This is a genomic window from Streptomyces sp. CA-181903, assembly GCF_050937075.1.
Classification (GTDB): Bacteria; Actinomycetota; Actinomycetes; order Streptomycetales; family Streptomycetaceae; genus Streptomyces.
The window spans coordinates 655687-669732 of record NZ_JBNJLY010000001.1 but is presented as its reverse complement, the minus strand read 5'-3'; the positions used below and the strand labels follow the sequence as shown (position 1 = coordinate 669732).

The window sequence follows — 14046 nt, the reverse complement described above, 5'->3', positions numbered from 1 at the left end:
CCTGATTCCGCTCTTCCGTGCTGCGGGCCGCGCTGGGGCGGTCGTGCATCAGTGTGAGACGGGGGGAGCGGGGATGGCGATGACCCGGGAGGTAATGGCGCCCGGACCGTCACCTGCCCCGGCCCCCACCCCTCGCGGTGTCCACGGCGGCCTGCGGCGACCGCGCCAAGGCGGTCCGCACCGCCGGGCCCGCGTGAACGGCCGCAGGCCACCGCCGCGTCCACCGCGGCCGGATCCTCGATGGGCGCCCGCCCGGTGAACCGCTGTCGCTCCAGCTCCGCCACGGTCGGCCGGCCGCGTCGCGCCAGGGCGGCCACGTCATCCACGCTCGTCAGCGTTCGTCCACGAGCCGCCGGATCTTCCCCACCGACCGCTCCAGCGTCTCCGGCGGCACGATCTCGACGGCCACCGAGACGCCCACGTCGTCCTTCACGCGCCGGACGATCGTGTCCGCGGCCGCCGCGCGCTGCTCCGGGGTCGCCTCGGGGCGGGCCTCCGCGCGGACGGTCAGCCGGTCCATCCGGCCCTCCCGGGTGAGGCGCAGCTGGAAGTGGGGGGCGACGCCGGGGACCCGCAGCAGGACCGCCTCGATCTGCCCGGGGAACAGGTTCACCCCGCGGACGATGATCAGGTCGTCGCTGCGGCCGGTGATCCGTTCGATCCGGCGGAACACCCGGGCGGTGCCCGGCAGTAGCCGGGTGAGGTCGCGGGTGCGGTACCGCACGACCGGCATGGCCTCCTTGGTGAGCGAGGTGAGGACGAGCTCCCCGGCCTCCCCGTCGGGCAGCGGTTCGCCCGTGAGCGGGTCGACGATCTCCGGGTAGAAGTGGTCCTCCCACAGGTGCGGGCCGTCCTTGGTCTCCACGCACTCCTGCGCGACGCCCGGACCCATCACCTCCGAGAGGCCGTAGATGTCGACGGCGTCGAGGCCGCACCGCTCCTCGATCTCGCGGCGCATCTCCGCCGTCCACGGTTCCGCGCCGAAGACGCCGACACGCAGGGAGGTGGCGCGCGGATCGACGCCCTGCCGCTCCAATTCGTCGAGCAGGGTGAGCATGTACGAGGGCGTCACCATGATGACGTCCGGGCGGAGGTCGCGGATGAGGCGCACCTGCCGGGCCGTCATCCCGCCGGAGGCGGGGATCACCGTGCAGCCGAGCCGTTCGGCGCCGTAGTGCGCACCCAGGCCGCCGGTGAACAGCCCGTACCCGTACGCCACATGGACCGTGTCACCGGGCCGGGCGCCCGCCGCGCGGAGGCTGCGGGCGACGAGGCCGGCCCAGGTGTCCAGGTCCCGCTCGGTGTAGCCGACGACGGTCGGCTCGCCCGTGGTGCCGCTGGAGGCGTGCAGGCGCCGGATCCGCTCCCGTGGCACGGCGAACATGCCGTACGGGTAGTGGGCGCGCAGGTCGGCCTTGGTGGTGAACGGGAAGCGGGGGAGGTCGGCGGGCGTACGGCAGTCCTCCGGCCGCACCCCCGCCTCGTCGAACGCCCGCCGGTAGAAGGCGACATTGTCGTAGGCGTGCCGCAACGTCGCCCGCAGCCGCTCCTGTTGCAGCGCCGCCAGCCCGTCGCGCGACAGGCGCTCTCCCGCGTCGAGCGCCGCGACTGCCGTCATGACCCACCCCCGCCGTCCCGACCGATCATTCGGTAGCTTCCCTCCGGGCAAAAGAACCAGCCACCGGCCCCGCTCGTCAAGGGGCGGCCCGCGATTCCCCCACCCGTCCGGGCGATCCGCCCCCACGGCCGACGGCGGCCTGTCCCGGACGCCGACGGGTGGCTAAGGTGGCGGGACGGAACACCCGCGACGGGGAGGGGAACGGCACGTGGCGAAGAGCGCGACCGAGCACCTGGCGGACGACCGGCGGCAGCGGCTGGACCTGGCCAACGCCACCTGGCAGTCGGGCGTTCCGGGCACGGGGGACGTCCAGATCGGCTTCATCGACGGCTACGTCGCCCTGCGCGACCGGCACACCCCCGACGCCCCGGCCGTGATCTTCTCCCCGGAGGAATGGCGCGCCTTCGTAAACCTCGCGCGCGAGGGGGAGTTCGATCTCACGTAGCGGGACGGGCTCTTGGGGCGAGTTGCGGCGCGGGGGCGGATTCTTGGGGTGAGTGGCCGCGCGGGCGGACTCTTCGGGCGGGCGGTCGCGTCGGACGGGCAGGCCGTTTCAGACCGGCACGGGCAGGCCGTTTCAGACCAGCACCTCACACCCCCGCCGGGCCAGTGCGCCCAGCAGCCACGGCTCCGGAACGAGCGCGTTCCACCGCAGGTCCAGCTTCTCCAGCGACGGCAGCTCGGCCAGCCAATCGGGCAGCGACATCAGGCGGTTGGACCGCAGGTCGAGCCGGCGCAGCGCGGACAGTCCGCGCAGCGCGCCGGGCACGGCGGTGAACGCGTTCTCGCGGAGCTCCAGTTCCCGCAGCTCGCCCAGGTCCGCCAGGGAACCGGGCAGTTCGGTCAGGGCGTTGCCGCGCAGCCACAGCTCGCGCAGCGCCGTGAGCCGTCCGACGCCGTCCGGCAGGCGGGTCAGGCGGGCGTGCCGCGCCCGCAGCTCCACGAGGGCCGCCATCCCGCCGATCTCCTCCGGCAGTTCGGTCAGCCGGTTGCCGCTCACGTTGAGGTAGCGCACCCGGGACAGCCGGCCCAGCGTGGCGGGCAGCGCGGTGAGCGCGTTCTCGTGCAGGTAGAGGCAGCCGTCGAGGCCGGTCAGCGCACCCAGTTCCGGCGGCAGGGCGGTCAGGGCGTTGTGCCCGAGGTCGAGGGTGCGCAGGCCGGTCAGCAGGCCGATCCGGGCCGGCAGCTCCGTCAGTCCGTTCTCCGCGAGGATCAGCGTCCGAAGCCCCTCCGCCCGCCAGACCTCCTCCGGTACGCGCCCGAGCCCGTGCCGCCAGTAGTCGAGCGTGCCATTCCGCATCGTCGGTCCCCCCTGTCCCCGTACCCCCGGAGGCGGTGACGCTACCAACTGGGCCGCTCCCACCCCGCCGACCGCGGATCGCCCCGGGGGCGCCCTCCGTCGTCGGGCACGTACGATGTGGGCATGTCCTTCCTCCGCCGCCGCAGCGCCGCCACCCCTACGGGGCCGGACTTCGACGTCCTCGCCATGGACCCCGGTGACTGGCCGGGCGACCTCGGCGCCGGGCTGCTGCCCGCGCCCGACGGCAGCTGCCAGGGCGTCTTCCTCCGGTACGACCTGTTCGGCGGGCGCGGCCCGGCGATGATCATCGGGAATCTGCCCGAGGGCTCCCCGGCCCGGGAGCTGGAGGAGGGCCAGGTGCCCTTCGAGGTGGCGCAGCTGCTGGCCGCGCTCGGCAACGACGAGCCGGTCACCGTGCTGGAGACCGAGGACACCCCGGTCATGCACGAGGACAACCTGCTGATCGTCCGCCGTCTGAAGTGCTCCGAGAGCCGCGTCTCCTGCACCCAGTTCGACCGCAGCGACGGCGTCCTCGTCACCATCGCCAGCTGGGACCGCCCGATCACGGACGACCTCTACCAGCTGCTCAAACCGCTCCCGGCCGAGATGTTCCAGGCGGGCTGAGCCCGATCGCGTGCCTCCCCGGGCCGGCCGTGCGCGCCGGGCCCGGGGAGGCACGCGTCCGTCAGCGGTTCGACGAGCGGACCGTCACGTCGTCCGCCCGGACGAAGGCCACCCGGTGGCCGAACTGGATCTCGTAGTACCTGTCCTTCCCCCGCACCACCACGTGCTTCGCCGGGTCGAAGTCCTTCGCGTACAGATACTCCGCGGAACTCGTCTGGCCCAGCACGTACGCCTGCCCGGCGAGCAGCTTGTACGGCAGCGGCGTCACGGCCTGCGCCGGCACCCCCGCCGGGTACGCCGGCTGCTCCGGGTAGGCCCGCCCGTAGACCGGGATCTCCTTCAGCCCCTCGCGCGGCGTCACCAGCTTCCCGCGCGCCCCGAGCGCCACCGGCTCCCACCAGGGATCGCGGAACCACGCCCGCTGCCCCAGGTACCACACGGCCGTCCAGCCGGGCAGCCGGTCGGCGACCGCGAACTGCTGGCCGGTCGAGGCCCGCGCCCCCGTGTCGTTGACGTCGGTGGTCGACGCGCTGCCGTCCGGCCGCAGCCCGACGTCCCTGACCAGCGGCGCGTCGTCCCGCGGCGCCACGTGCAGCCGGACCGCGCCGGAACCGTGCGGCGCGCACTCCTGGCCCGGCTTCTCGCAGCCGGTGTAGACGGGCTCGTTGTCGTCGTAGTCGGGGCGGATCGTCACCATGCCGCTGAACGGGCTCGCCGTCGGGTGGAACGGCTTCCCCAGCAGCTCGAAGTAGTGCGCCCAGTCCCAGTAGGGGCCGGGGTCGGTGTGCATCCCCTTGATCGTCGAGGGGACGGTGCCGGGGACGTTGTCGTGCCCGAGGATGTGCTGCCGGTCCAGCGGGATGTCCAGCTTCCCCGCCAGATAGCGCACCAGCCGGGCCGACGTCCGGTACATCTCCTCCGTGTACCAGGCGTCCGGGCGGGCCAGGAAGCCCTCGTGCTCGATGCCCACCGACTTGGCGTTCATGTACCAGTTGCCCGCGTGCCAGGCCACGTCCTTGACCGGCACGTGCTGGGCGATGTGCCCGTCGGTGGAGCGGACCGTGTAGTGCCACGAGACGTACGCCGGATCCCTTATCAGCTGGAGGGTCTTCTCCCAGGTGGCTTCCGTGTCGTGGAGGACGATGAAGTCCGCCTTCTGCGACCGCGGCCGGTCGGAGACGTCGTGGTTGCCGTAGTCCGACCCCTCCAGCCGCTGGTAGGGGGCGGGGACGGACTCGCAGGCGACGCTCTCGGGGCACTCGATGCCCTCGGCCGGGGACGTCGCCCGCCCCGGCCGGCCGGCCTGCTCGCGGTGCGGGACGAGGCGCGGTTCGGGGGCCAGGGCCACCCGCTGTCCGGCGTCGGTCGTCCGCCGGGCGCCGGTCCGGATCACCTCGAAGACGTCGTCGGCGAAGGTCCGCGCGGTCGCCGCGTCCGGGGCGCCCGAGAAGCGGGCCACCGCCCCGTACCAGTCGGCGGCGTCGCCCCCGGCCGGCAGGCCCAGCCGTCGCTGGGCGTCGGCGAGCAGGGCCGCGCCGCCGCGCACATTGGCGGCGGGGTCCGAGCGCAGCGCCTCGGGGCGCAGCCCGGTCAGGCCGGCGGCCCGGTCCAGGGTGCGGAGCCGCTCGGGGAGCGCGCCGGCCGCGGGTCGGGCGCGGTCCTCGGCCCGGTGCGGACGGGCGGTGTCGCCCCGGGCGTCCTCGCCGGCCTCGCTGTGGTGCGCGGTTCGCGCTGCCGCGGCGAGGGCTCCGGCCGCGTCGGTGAGGTGCATCGGGCCGTAGCCGCCGGTGACGCTGGGCGCCCCCGCGTGGGCGTCCCAGCGCGACTGCAGGTAGGAGACGGCGAGCAGGACGCTCGACGGTACGTGGTACTCGGCCGCCGCCCGGGCGAAGTCCCGCTGGAGCGCGTCCGGACCGCTCGCGGTGCCGGCTGCGGCATCGGCGGCCGGCAGGCCGGAGACCAGCGGGAGCAGCAGGGCGGCCGACGCGAGCGCGCCGGCCGCCCTGCGGGCGTGACCGCCCGTCCGTTTTCCCCGGGCTCCGCGCGGGGGTCTCGGGGGTGGCATGTGCTCTGGATCGGGGGAAACAGCTCGCAAGGCAGCCTCCTCGAGGGCGGGCCGGGCCATACCGTGCGCCGGAGTGGTGGCGACCCGAACCTACCAAGCGGCGATGCCGAACAGACGATCCGTCAATCAGACTGGATCGGGTGTTATGGGCACGTCAACGCCTGGGCTGCGGGAACCTGTCGGACCCCTGAGCCGGAGGGGTGAACACCGACACGCCGCGCCCGGGGCACGGCGTGTCGGCGGGGAGCGGCGGGCTTCAGCGGGTGCCCACCGCGGCTCGGACGGCCCGTCGGGCCATGGCGCAGTCGTCGTGCAGCCTCCGGAGCAGGAGCCGCTGCTCCTCACCGGTGTCCGGGGTGCCCGGCGGGACCGGCTCCTGCTGGGCCCGCTGGACGGCCAGCTCGTACGTCCGGATCTCGCGGGTGAGGACGAGCATCAGATTCACCAGAAAGGCGTCACGGAACGGCGTACCCGGCGCCTGCGCATGCTGGGCGATCTGCCGGCGGGCCAGCGGAGCGTCCCCGAGCACCGTCCACAGGGTCGCGAGGTCGTACCCCGGGAGGTACCAGCCGGCCTGCCCCCAGTCGACCAGCACCGGGCCGGCGGGGGAGAGGAGCATGTTGGCGAGCTGCGCGTCGCCATGGCAGAACTGGCCCTGTACATGCGCCAGTCCGTGCAGCAGCTTCTGCAGGTCGCCCATGTCCCGGTCGGTGAGCAGGCCGAGTTCGTGGAAGCGGGTGATGTGCTTGGCGTAGTCGAGCGGCATGTCGAACATGCCCACCGGCGGCTGCCAGAGGTTGACCCGGCAGACCGCGCCGAGCGCCACCCGTACGTCGGCGCGCGGCGGGGTGTCCGAAGGGTGCCGCCGGGTGGCGGCCGGACGGCCCGGCATGCGCTCGGCGACCAGGATCCCGTGCTCGGGGTCCGCGGCGATCAGCCGCGGCACCCGGACCGGCGGGCGGTGCCGCACGAACGTGCGGTACGCCGCTATCTCCTGCCGGAACCGCTCGGCACCCGCGGGGAGCGGTCGAGTAAACACTTCGCCACGGCGCCGGTGCGGCCCGCGGTGCCGACCAGCAGCACGGAACGCCCGCTCCGGCGCAGCACCTGGCTCGGAGTGAACTCCGGGCAGACGTGGTGCACCGAGGCGATCAGCGCGCGCAGCTCGGGGCCGTCGGGCCCGGACAGGTCGATTCTCCCGCCGACCGGCGGTGTGCCGAGCCCCGAGCCCCTCCGCGCCCGTCCGGCCCCGAACGCGGCTCCCACGGCGTGGGAGGGGTCGAGGTACGGTCCGCCGCCCTGCGGCGGGCGGATCTGCTGCGGCCGCGGGGGCCGGAGCGGAGCGGACACGGAGGCCGATGCTGCATACATGGGCGGAACAGATCCCTTCGTGTGCCGGCGAATTGCGGCGCGCCCCCGGACCGCCCCCGCCGGCGCGGGGACGCTTCCGGCCCTGCCGCCCGGAGGGCGGGCCCGGCCCGGAACGGCCGCTTCACTTCCGAACGCTCGTCGCGTTCGCTCGAAACGGTACGAACCGGGGCCGGGCCCCGTCCGTCGCGCACCCTGGGGAATGCGCGCCGGGTGGTCGGGGTGGCGCGTTCCTACATCACACCCGTCGATGGGTGGCACACCATCTGGCGGACCCTGGCGAACCCTGGCGAATAGTCGCCTGGCATCTGAGGGACCGCTACCTTCAAGTCAGCCGAGGAACCTGGGGGCTTGACGTGACGAGGGAACCCAACACCCGCCTTGCGGACCTGTTCGGACTGGCCGGATGGTCCAAGGGCGAGCTCGCGAGGCTGGTCAACCGGCAGGCGGCGGTCATGGGACATCCGCAGCTGGCGACCGACACCTCACGGGTGCGGCGTTGGATCGACATGGGGGAGTCCCGCGCGATCCCGTGCCGCGGGTGCTGGCCGCCCTCTTCACCGAGCGTCTCGGTCGTGTCGTGACCATTGAGGACCTCGGGTTCGGCCGGCGCGGGCGAGCGGGCAAGGGGCAGTCGCAGGACGGCCTCCCCTGGCCGCCCGAGCGGACCGCCGCGGTCCTCACCGAATTCACGGGAATGGACCTCATGCTCAACCGACGCGGCTTGGTGGGCGCGGGCGCCGCGCTCGCCGCAGGCTCAGCACTCAGCGGGGCGATGCACGACTGGCTGCACTCCGATCCGGCACTGGCCTCGGACGCCCCCCGTTTCGACGACCCTCTGCACCGCGCCTCCTACCCCGGCCATGCCGAGCAGGCGGGCTTCGACCGGTACGAGGCGGCCCCCGTGGGCTCGTCCGAGATCGACGAGCTGGAGCGCTCGGTCGACATCTTCCGCGCGTGGGACGCGGCCCGCGGCGGCGGGCTCCAGCGCAAGGCCGTCGTCGGCCAGCTCAACGAGGTGGGCGGCATGCTCGCGTACCGCCACCCCGAGCACCTCCAGCGCAGGCTCTGGGGGGTGGCGGCCAACCTGGCGGTGCTGGCCGGCTGGATGTCCCACGACGTGGGGCTGGAGCCGACCGCGCAGAAGTACTTCGTGATCGCGGCACACGCGGCCCGGGAGGGCGGCGACCGGCCCCGGGCCGGCGAGGCGCTGTCCCGGGCCGCCCGGCAGATGGTGCACCTCGGCCGGCCGACCGACGCGCTCGACCTGATGAAGCTCGCCACATCGGGGTCGGGCGAGGAGGCGCTCCCGCGCACCCGGGCGATGCTCTGCACCATCGAGGCGTGGGCGCAGGCGTCGATGGGCCGGGGCCAGGCCGTGCGGCGGACCCTGGGCCGGGCCGAGGAGCTGTTCGTCGCGGACAAGGGGGACGTGCCCCCGCCGAGCTGGATGCAGATGTTCAATGAGGCGGACATGCACGGCATGCAGGCCCTGGCCTACCGCACCCTCGCCGAGCACGACCCGTCCGCCGCGGCCGTGGCGCAGCGGCACGCCCTGGAGGCCCTGCGGCTCCGCGAGGGGACCAACCAGAAGCGGTCGATCATCTTCGACTACATCTCGATGGCCTCCGCCTGCTTCATCGACGACGATCCCGAGCAGGGCTGCGCCTACGCCCGGCAGGCGCTGCGCTCCATCGGGGAGAACTCCTCCCACCGCACCTGGGACCGGCTGCGGGAGATGTACCGGCTCACCGGCAGGTACTCCGGGTTCCCGAAGATCGCCGAGCTGAGGCAGGAGATCGAGCGGGCGCTGCCCAAGGCGCCGGGCGGCCGGGGGGCCGGACGGCCACGGCCTGAGCCCGGGCGCCCGGCACACACCATCCAAGGCGGCCGAACATCCAAGCGGCCGAAGGGGCTTCAGGAAGCGACCCGGGCGACGAGCACACACGCGTCGTCCTCCCGTACCGCCCCGCTCCACTCCTCCAGGACGGTGCGGACGCACTCCTGCGCGCTGCGGGCCGCGGTGAACCGGGCCGCCAGCCCGGGCAGCAGGCCCGTCCCGCCGTCGGCGTCCGCACCATGGGGCGACAGGCCGCCGGTGTGCAGGACGAGTACGTCCCCGGGCCGCAGCCGCACCTCGGCCTGGGCGTAGCCGGTCCCGGCCACGGCTCCGAGGAGCAGGCCGGCCGTCGGCGGCCGCAGTGCCGTCACCCGCCCCTCGCGGAACAGCAGGGGGGCGGGATGGCCCGCCCGCGCCCACAGCAGGGTGCGGGTCGCGGCGTCATAGCGACAGCAGACCGCGCTGCCCAGGGCGGGCCGGTCCGAGACGCCGGCCAGGTGGTTGAGGCAGCCGAGCAGCGGGCCCGGCTCGGTGCCGGCCACGGCCATACCCCGGACGGCGCCGAGCAGTACGGCCATGGCGGAGGCCGTGGTCACCCCGCGGCCGGTCAGCCCGCCCGCGCTCAGCAGGGTGCGGCCGTCGGGCAGCGGCAGGGCGTCGAACCAGTCGCCGCCGACGGCGAGGGGGTCCGTGGCGGGGAGGTGGCGGGCGGCCACGTCGAGCGTCCCACCGGCCTCGGCCCGCCCGCCGGGGGCCGCCCGGAGCGGCTCCCGCCAGGGCGGCAGCACGGCCTCCTGGAGCTCGGCCGTCAGCCGCCGCTCGGCGACGGCCCGCCGGGTGTGCGCCCGGAGCGAGTCCCCGGTCGCGGCCACGGCGTCCCGGCTGCGCCGCAGCGCGGTGACGTCCCGCAGGACGGCCCACATGGCGGCGGTGCACCCGTCGTCGTCGAGGACGGGCTCGCCCAGCATGTGCAGGGTGCGGGGGGTGCCGTCGGGGTGGACGACGCGGAACTCGCCGTCGATGGGCTTGCCGTCCACGAGGCAGTCGGTGACCAGCGCGGTCAGCAGTTCCCGGTCGTCCTCGACCAGCAGGGAGGGGAATTCGTCCAGGGTGAGGGCACCCTCCTCCGGAAGCCGCCCGAGGATCCGGAACAGCTCGTCGGACCAGGTCACCTCGTCGGTGAGGAGGTTCCACTCGGCGCCGCCCGCCGGTGCCGGGGACAACGCCGCGGGTTCGTCCGCCACGGTTTCCCCGGGACCGGGGAAACCGTCGCGCAGCCGGTCCAGATGGGTGCCGAGGTCGTCCAGCTGGTGGGCGGCCAGGTCGCAGAGCGCGCGCCGCCAGCGTCCGAGCGGGTCGTCGGAGAGCTCCTCGCCGGCCGTCTCGCGGCGGACGGCGTCGAGGCCGCCTCTCAGCCGGCGCGTCTGCGAGATGAGGGCGTCGACCGCGCCGGGGGCGGACGGCTCGCCGCCCGCCGGACGCTCCGCGGGTGAGGCAGAAGAAGGGGACGGCATCAGGTTCTCCGATGGGGCGGGCGCGGCCGACGCCGGCGTGGTCCGCGAGAGCGGCCGGAAGACCGCGTGACGACTCCGGAAGACTGCGTGACGACTCTTGCACAGCGGGCGAGGGCCCGTAAGTCGTTTGGCCATACCCGATCCGGTGGTGACTCCGGCATATGTCAGCGGCGTGACGGGGTAAATCGGACAGAGGCTCGGCGGAACGCCCGACTCCGGGTAGGCTGCGGGCGCTCGGTCCCCGAGTCCCCACAGTTCACCAGGCATAGCCCGGGTGGACACCGGCAAGAATGCCGGACGACGGAAATCCCGTTGCCAGCCGACCCCCCGCACCGGATGCTGACCTCATGTTCGATCCAGACATAGCGCCCAGCGGCACCCTGCTCGGCCTCCTCCAGCGAGGCCGCGGCGACGGGACCCTGCACGCCCTCGCGGCGCCGCGGGCCGAGGCCCTCGCGGCGCTGAACCAGTGCGTGCTCCGCGACCCCCGGCGCGACTGGCAGGTCGAGAACCGGTCCCTGTACTACGCGCGGCTCTACCTGGATCTCGACGGCGACCTGGCGGAGATCGAGGAGCACCTCTTCCACCCGGACGACCTCCTCGACCCCGCGGAGGAGCGCACCGGCCTGGCCCTGGCCGTCCTCGGCCACCTCGCCTCGTACGGCCGCGACGACGCCCTGGCGCTGCTCCGCCGCTACGCCGCCGGCGGCGGCAACTGGAGCTGGGCCCTGGACGAGCTGGCCGTGCGCGACGACGACGCCGCCCTGGCCGCCCTCGGCGAGGCCGTCGTCGCCCGCTTCCCGGAGACCCCCGAGGGCGAGGCCGCCCTCGCCGCCGCGGTGCGGGACGCCTTCGAGCCCCGCCCCTGGCGGATCTGGGCCGAGGATCCGCACGCCCCCGCCACCGCCGCCCGGGTGCGCGCCGCCCGGGAGCAGGGCTCCTTCGACCGCTGGCAGCGACAGCTGCGCCCGGCCGGCCCCCGGCCCGGCTGGAGCGTGCGCGAGGTGCTCGGCTGGGCGCAGGAGGGCCTGGCCCTCCACCCGCCGCAGCAGCGCCACGTCCCCGCGACCCGCTGCCTCAACGCCGTGGCGGGCCCCGAGGACCGCCTGGAGATCATCGAGGCCGCCGCCTTCGGCCCCGAGGCCGCCCGCGCCACCGCGCTGCGCTACCTCGCCGAGCACGACGACCCGCAGGCCCTGGAGCTCATCGAGGCCGCCGCCGCGGATCCGTCCGGCACCGTGGCGGACTCCGCCGTCACCGCCTTCGAGCGCATGCGCGGCCCCGCCGCCCTGGAACGCGCCCGCGCCTGGGTGCACCGGACCGACGCGCTGGGCGCCGCCGCCGCGGGCATGCTCGCCTGCCGGGGCGCCGCCTACGACGCGCCGCTCGTGCTGGGCGCCCTGCGCCGGACCGTCCGCACCGAGGGCCCCGACGCCCCCGTGCTCTGGGACCTCGTCGACGGCGCGGGCCGCCTGGGGATCGGCTGCGCCGCGCCCGTCCTGCGCCACCTCTACCGCGAGACGTCCTCCTCCCACCTGCGCGGCCGGGCCGCCCGGGCGCTCGCGGCGACGGACCCCTCGTTCGCCGCCGGGTTCGCCGTCGAGTGCCTGTGGGACTGTGAGGAGACCACCCGCGAGCTCGCGGCCCGCCACGCGGCCACGGCGGACTCCCGGGTGGTGGACCAGCTCCGCAGGCTCGCCGCCGATCCGGCCGAGGAGGCCGAGGTCCAGACCGCGGCCTGCGACCGCTTCGGCCCGGACGCGACCCCGGTCTGACCGGCCGGCGGGCGCGCGGCAGACGGCGCGCGCCTGTTCCGGTGGTTCCACGCCCGACAGGCCCCGGCGCGCCCCTTTTGTGCGAAGCTGTGGCGAACACCCGTGTCTTCAGGAGGTATTGATGCCCGATTCAACGGCGGCAGAGCAGGGCGGCGCCGATACAGGCGGGGCCGCGGAGGACGATGTGAAACGCAGGTTCCGGGAGGCGCTGGACCGCAAGCGGGGGAAGACGCCCGAAGGGGGCGCCGGCGCCCGCGGCCAGGACGGTTCGAAGATCCACGGCACCCATGGGAAGGCCGGCGGCCAGCGGTCGTTCCGCCGCAAGAGCGGCTGACGGACGGGCCGGCCGGGTGCGGTCGACGGGCGGACGGTCCCGGGCGGCCGACGGCGGCCCGGGGAAGCGCCCGGGCCGCGTACGTCACGCCCGTCGCAGCACCACGACGGCGTTGTGCCCGCCGAACCCGCACGAGTCGCTGGCCACGGCGTCGACGCGGCACGGCCGCGCCTCCTTCGCCACCACGTCCAGGTCCAGTTCCGGATCGAGGCGTTCGAGGTTGGCGGTGGGCGGGACGAGCTGGTGCTCCAGCGTCAGCACGCCCAGCGCCGCCTCGACGGCCCCGGCGGCCCCGAGCATGTGCCCGGTCACGCCCTTGGCGGAGGTCACCGGCGGCGGACGGCGGCCGAACACCCGGCTGAGGGTGTGTCCCTCGATCCGGTCGTTCATCGGGGTCGAGGTGCCGTGCGCGTTGACGTGCCCGATGTCCGCCGGCTCCAGTCCGGCGTCCGCGAGCGCGGCCCTGAACGCCCGTTCAAGACCGGCCCCTTCGGGGTGCGCGGCGGCGTGATGGTAGCCGTCGGTGGAGGTGCCGTGCCCGGCCAGCAGCGCCCGTACCGGGGCGCGCCGGGCCCGGGCGTCGGGGAGCCGTTCGAGGACGAGGATCCCGGCTCCCTCGGCGAGGACGAACCCGTCCCGGTCGGCGTCGAACGGGCGGCTGGCCCCCGCCGGGTCGTGCAGCCGCCTGGAGAGCGCCTTCATCTGCGAGAACGACACCGACGACATGGGGTGGCAAGGGGCCTCGGCGCCCCCGGCGAGCACCACGTCGCAGCGGTCCGCCAGCAGCAGGTCCCGGGCCACGCCCAGGGCGGTCGCCCCCGAGGCGCAGGCCGTGGTCACCGCCATGCTGGGTCCGAGCGCCTGGAGGGCGATGCCGATCTCGCCCGCCGCCGCGTTCACGGTGATCCGGGGGACGGTGAGCGGGGAGACGCCCTCGAAGTCGGCCCGCAGCAGCTTCGTGAAGCTCCGTGCCGCCGTCTCCTTGCTCTCCGTCCCGACGCCCACGACGACGCCGACGCGGGCGCCGTCCCACGTCGCCGGGTCCAGGCCGGCGTCGGCGACGGCCTCCCAGGCGGCGGTCAGGGCCAGGTGGGCGAAGCGGTCCATGCGCCACGTCTGGCGGCCGACCACGGCCCGGACGTCGTAGGCGGGGACCCGGCAGCTGATCGGGACCGGCATGCCCGCGAGTTCGGGGTCGAGGGCGGAGGTCGGCTTCCCCGAGCAGACTCCCCGCCAGGTCGCCTCGGTACCGACTCCGGCGGGCGTGACCAGCCCCAGGCCGGTGACGGCGACGGAACCGGCGCTCACGCGGACGGGCCCGCGGGTCCGGCGACCGACTCGGGCGCCCGCTGCGCCGCCTCCACCGCGGCCACCGCCTCGGCGAAGGTGGTGCGCAGGGAGAGCGGGTCGTCACCGGACGGGATCCGCAGGCCCAGGTCGTCCTTCAGTACGCACATCAGCTCCACCAGGGCGAGCGAGTCCATGCCGAGGTCTTCCATGGTGCTGTCGGGGCGGATGTTCTCCATCGGAATGTCGAAGTACCGGCCCAAGCAGGACCTGATGGGCTCGTACAGAGATGTCATGCCTTTCCTCACTGCCGAGGGCCCG

At 74.8% G+C, this 14046-nt stretch carries 10 protein-coding genes and 2 pseudogenes; 5 read left to right on the top strand and 7 right to left on the bottom strand.

The annotated features are described in order from the left end of the window. Positions 1 to 331: 331 nt before the first annotated feature. The gene (paaK, locus tag ACQEVS_RS03005) at positions 332 to 1618 is read right to left on the bottom strand and encodes a phenylacetate--CoA ligase PaaK (RefSeq protein ID WP_433014780.1); all 1287 of its coding nucleotides are present in this window, start codon (positions 1616 to 1618) and stop codon (positions 332 to 334) included. 208 nt (positions 1619 to 1826) lie between these two features. Between paaK and ACQEVS_RS03000 the strand changes: the two genes are divergently transcribed. Further along, positions 1827 to 2063, top strand: coding sequence for a DUF397 domain-containing protein (locus ACQEVS_RS03000; RefSeq protein ID WP_433014777.1), 237 nt, complete (start codon positions 1827 to 1829; stop codon positions 2061 to 2063). 132 nt (positions 2064 to 2195) lie between these two features. Here ACQEVS_RS03000 and ACQEVS_RS02995 read toward each other — a convergent pair whose 3' ends face one another. Beyond that, positions 2196 to 2918: a leucine-rich repeat domain-containing protein gene (locus ACQEVS_RS02995; protein ID WP_433014774.1), complete on the bottom strand. Its 723-nt coding sequence runs from the start codon at positions 2916 to 2918 to the stop codon at positions 2196 to 2198. Between the two features lie 123 nt (positions 2919 to 3041). On the opposite strand from ACQEVS_RS02995, the gene ACQEVS_RS02990 reads away from it, so the two are divergent. Then, a complete protein-coding gene (locus ACQEVS_RS02990; protein ID WP_004942599.1) occupies positions 3042 to 3542 on the top strand; it encodes a hypothetical protein in 501 nt (166 codons plus the stop codon). Between the two features lie 61 nt (positions 3543 to 3603). Here ACQEVS_RS02990 and ACQEVS_RS02985 read toward each other — a convergent pair whose 3' ends face one another. Both ACQEVS_RS02985 and ACQEVS_RS02980 read right to left on the bottom strand, forming a co-directional pair. Then, positions 3604 to 5607 carry an N-acetylmuramoyl-L-alanine amidase gene (locus ACQEVS_RS02985; RefSeq protein ID WP_433014771.1) on the bottom strand — a complete coding sequence of 668 codons (2004 nt, stop codon included), beginning with the start codon at positions 5605 to 5607 and terminating at the stop codon, positions 3604 to 3606. A gap of 256 nt (positions 5608 to 5863) precedes the next feature. Further along, positions 5864 to 6978 (bottom strand): annotated as a pseudogene (locus ACQEVS_RS02980) (aminoglycoside phosphotransferase family protein). A 353-nt stretch (positions 6979 to 7331) separates the two neighbouring features. Here ACQEVS_RS02980 and ACQEVS_RS02975 point away from each other — a divergent pair. Next, positions 7332 to 8812: pseudogene (locus tag ACQEVS_RS02975) on the top strand (DNA-binding protein NsdB); the annotation flags it as partial. An 80-nt stretch (positions 8813 to 8892) separates the two neighbouring features. On the opposite strand, the gene ACQEVS_RS02970 reads toward ACQEVS_RS02975, so the two are convergent. Further along, positions 8893 to 10329, bottom strand: coding sequence for a PP2C family protein-serine/threonine phosphatase (locus ACQEVS_RS02970; RefSeq protein WP_433014768.1), 1437 nt, complete (start codon positions 10327 to 10329; stop codon positions 8893 to 8895). A 347-nt stretch (positions 10330 to 10676) separates the two neighbouring features. Here ACQEVS_RS02970 and ACQEVS_RS02965 point away from each other — a divergent pair, with 347 nt between their 5' ends. Both ACQEVS_RS02965 and ACQEVS_RS02960 read left to right on the top strand, forming a co-directional pair. After that, a complete protein-coding gene (locus tag ACQEVS_RS02965) occupies positions 10677 to 12104 on the top strand; it encodes a HEAT repeat domain-containing protein (protein ID WP_433014765.1) in 1428 nt (475 codons plus the stop codon). A gap of 121 nt (positions 12105 to 12225) precedes the next feature. Next, positions 12226 to 12438: a DUF5302 domain-containing protein gene (locus ACQEVS_RS02960; RefSeq protein WP_433014762.1), complete on the top strand. Its 213-nt coding sequence runs from the start codon at positions 12226 to 12228 to the stop codon at positions 12436 to 12438. An 84-nt stretch (positions 12439 to 12522) separates the two neighbouring features. Here the strand turns inward: ACQEVS_RS02960 and ACQEVS_RS02955 are convergent, their stop codons facing one another. Continuing rightward, entirely contained in the window at positions 12523 to 13746 is a 1224-nt protein-coding gene (locus tag ACQEVS_RS02955) for a beta-ketoacyl-[acyl-carrier-protein] synthase family protein (RefSeq protein ID WP_433014759.1), read from the bottom strand. Beyond that, entirely contained in the window at positions 13743 to 14021 is a 279-nt protein-coding gene (locus ACQEVS_RS02950; protein WP_433014756.1) for an acyl carrier protein, read from the bottom strand. Before ACQEVS_RS02950 ends, ACQEVS_RS02955 begins: the two co-directional genes overlap by 4 nt. Positions 14022 to 14046 lie beyond the last annotated feature (25 nt).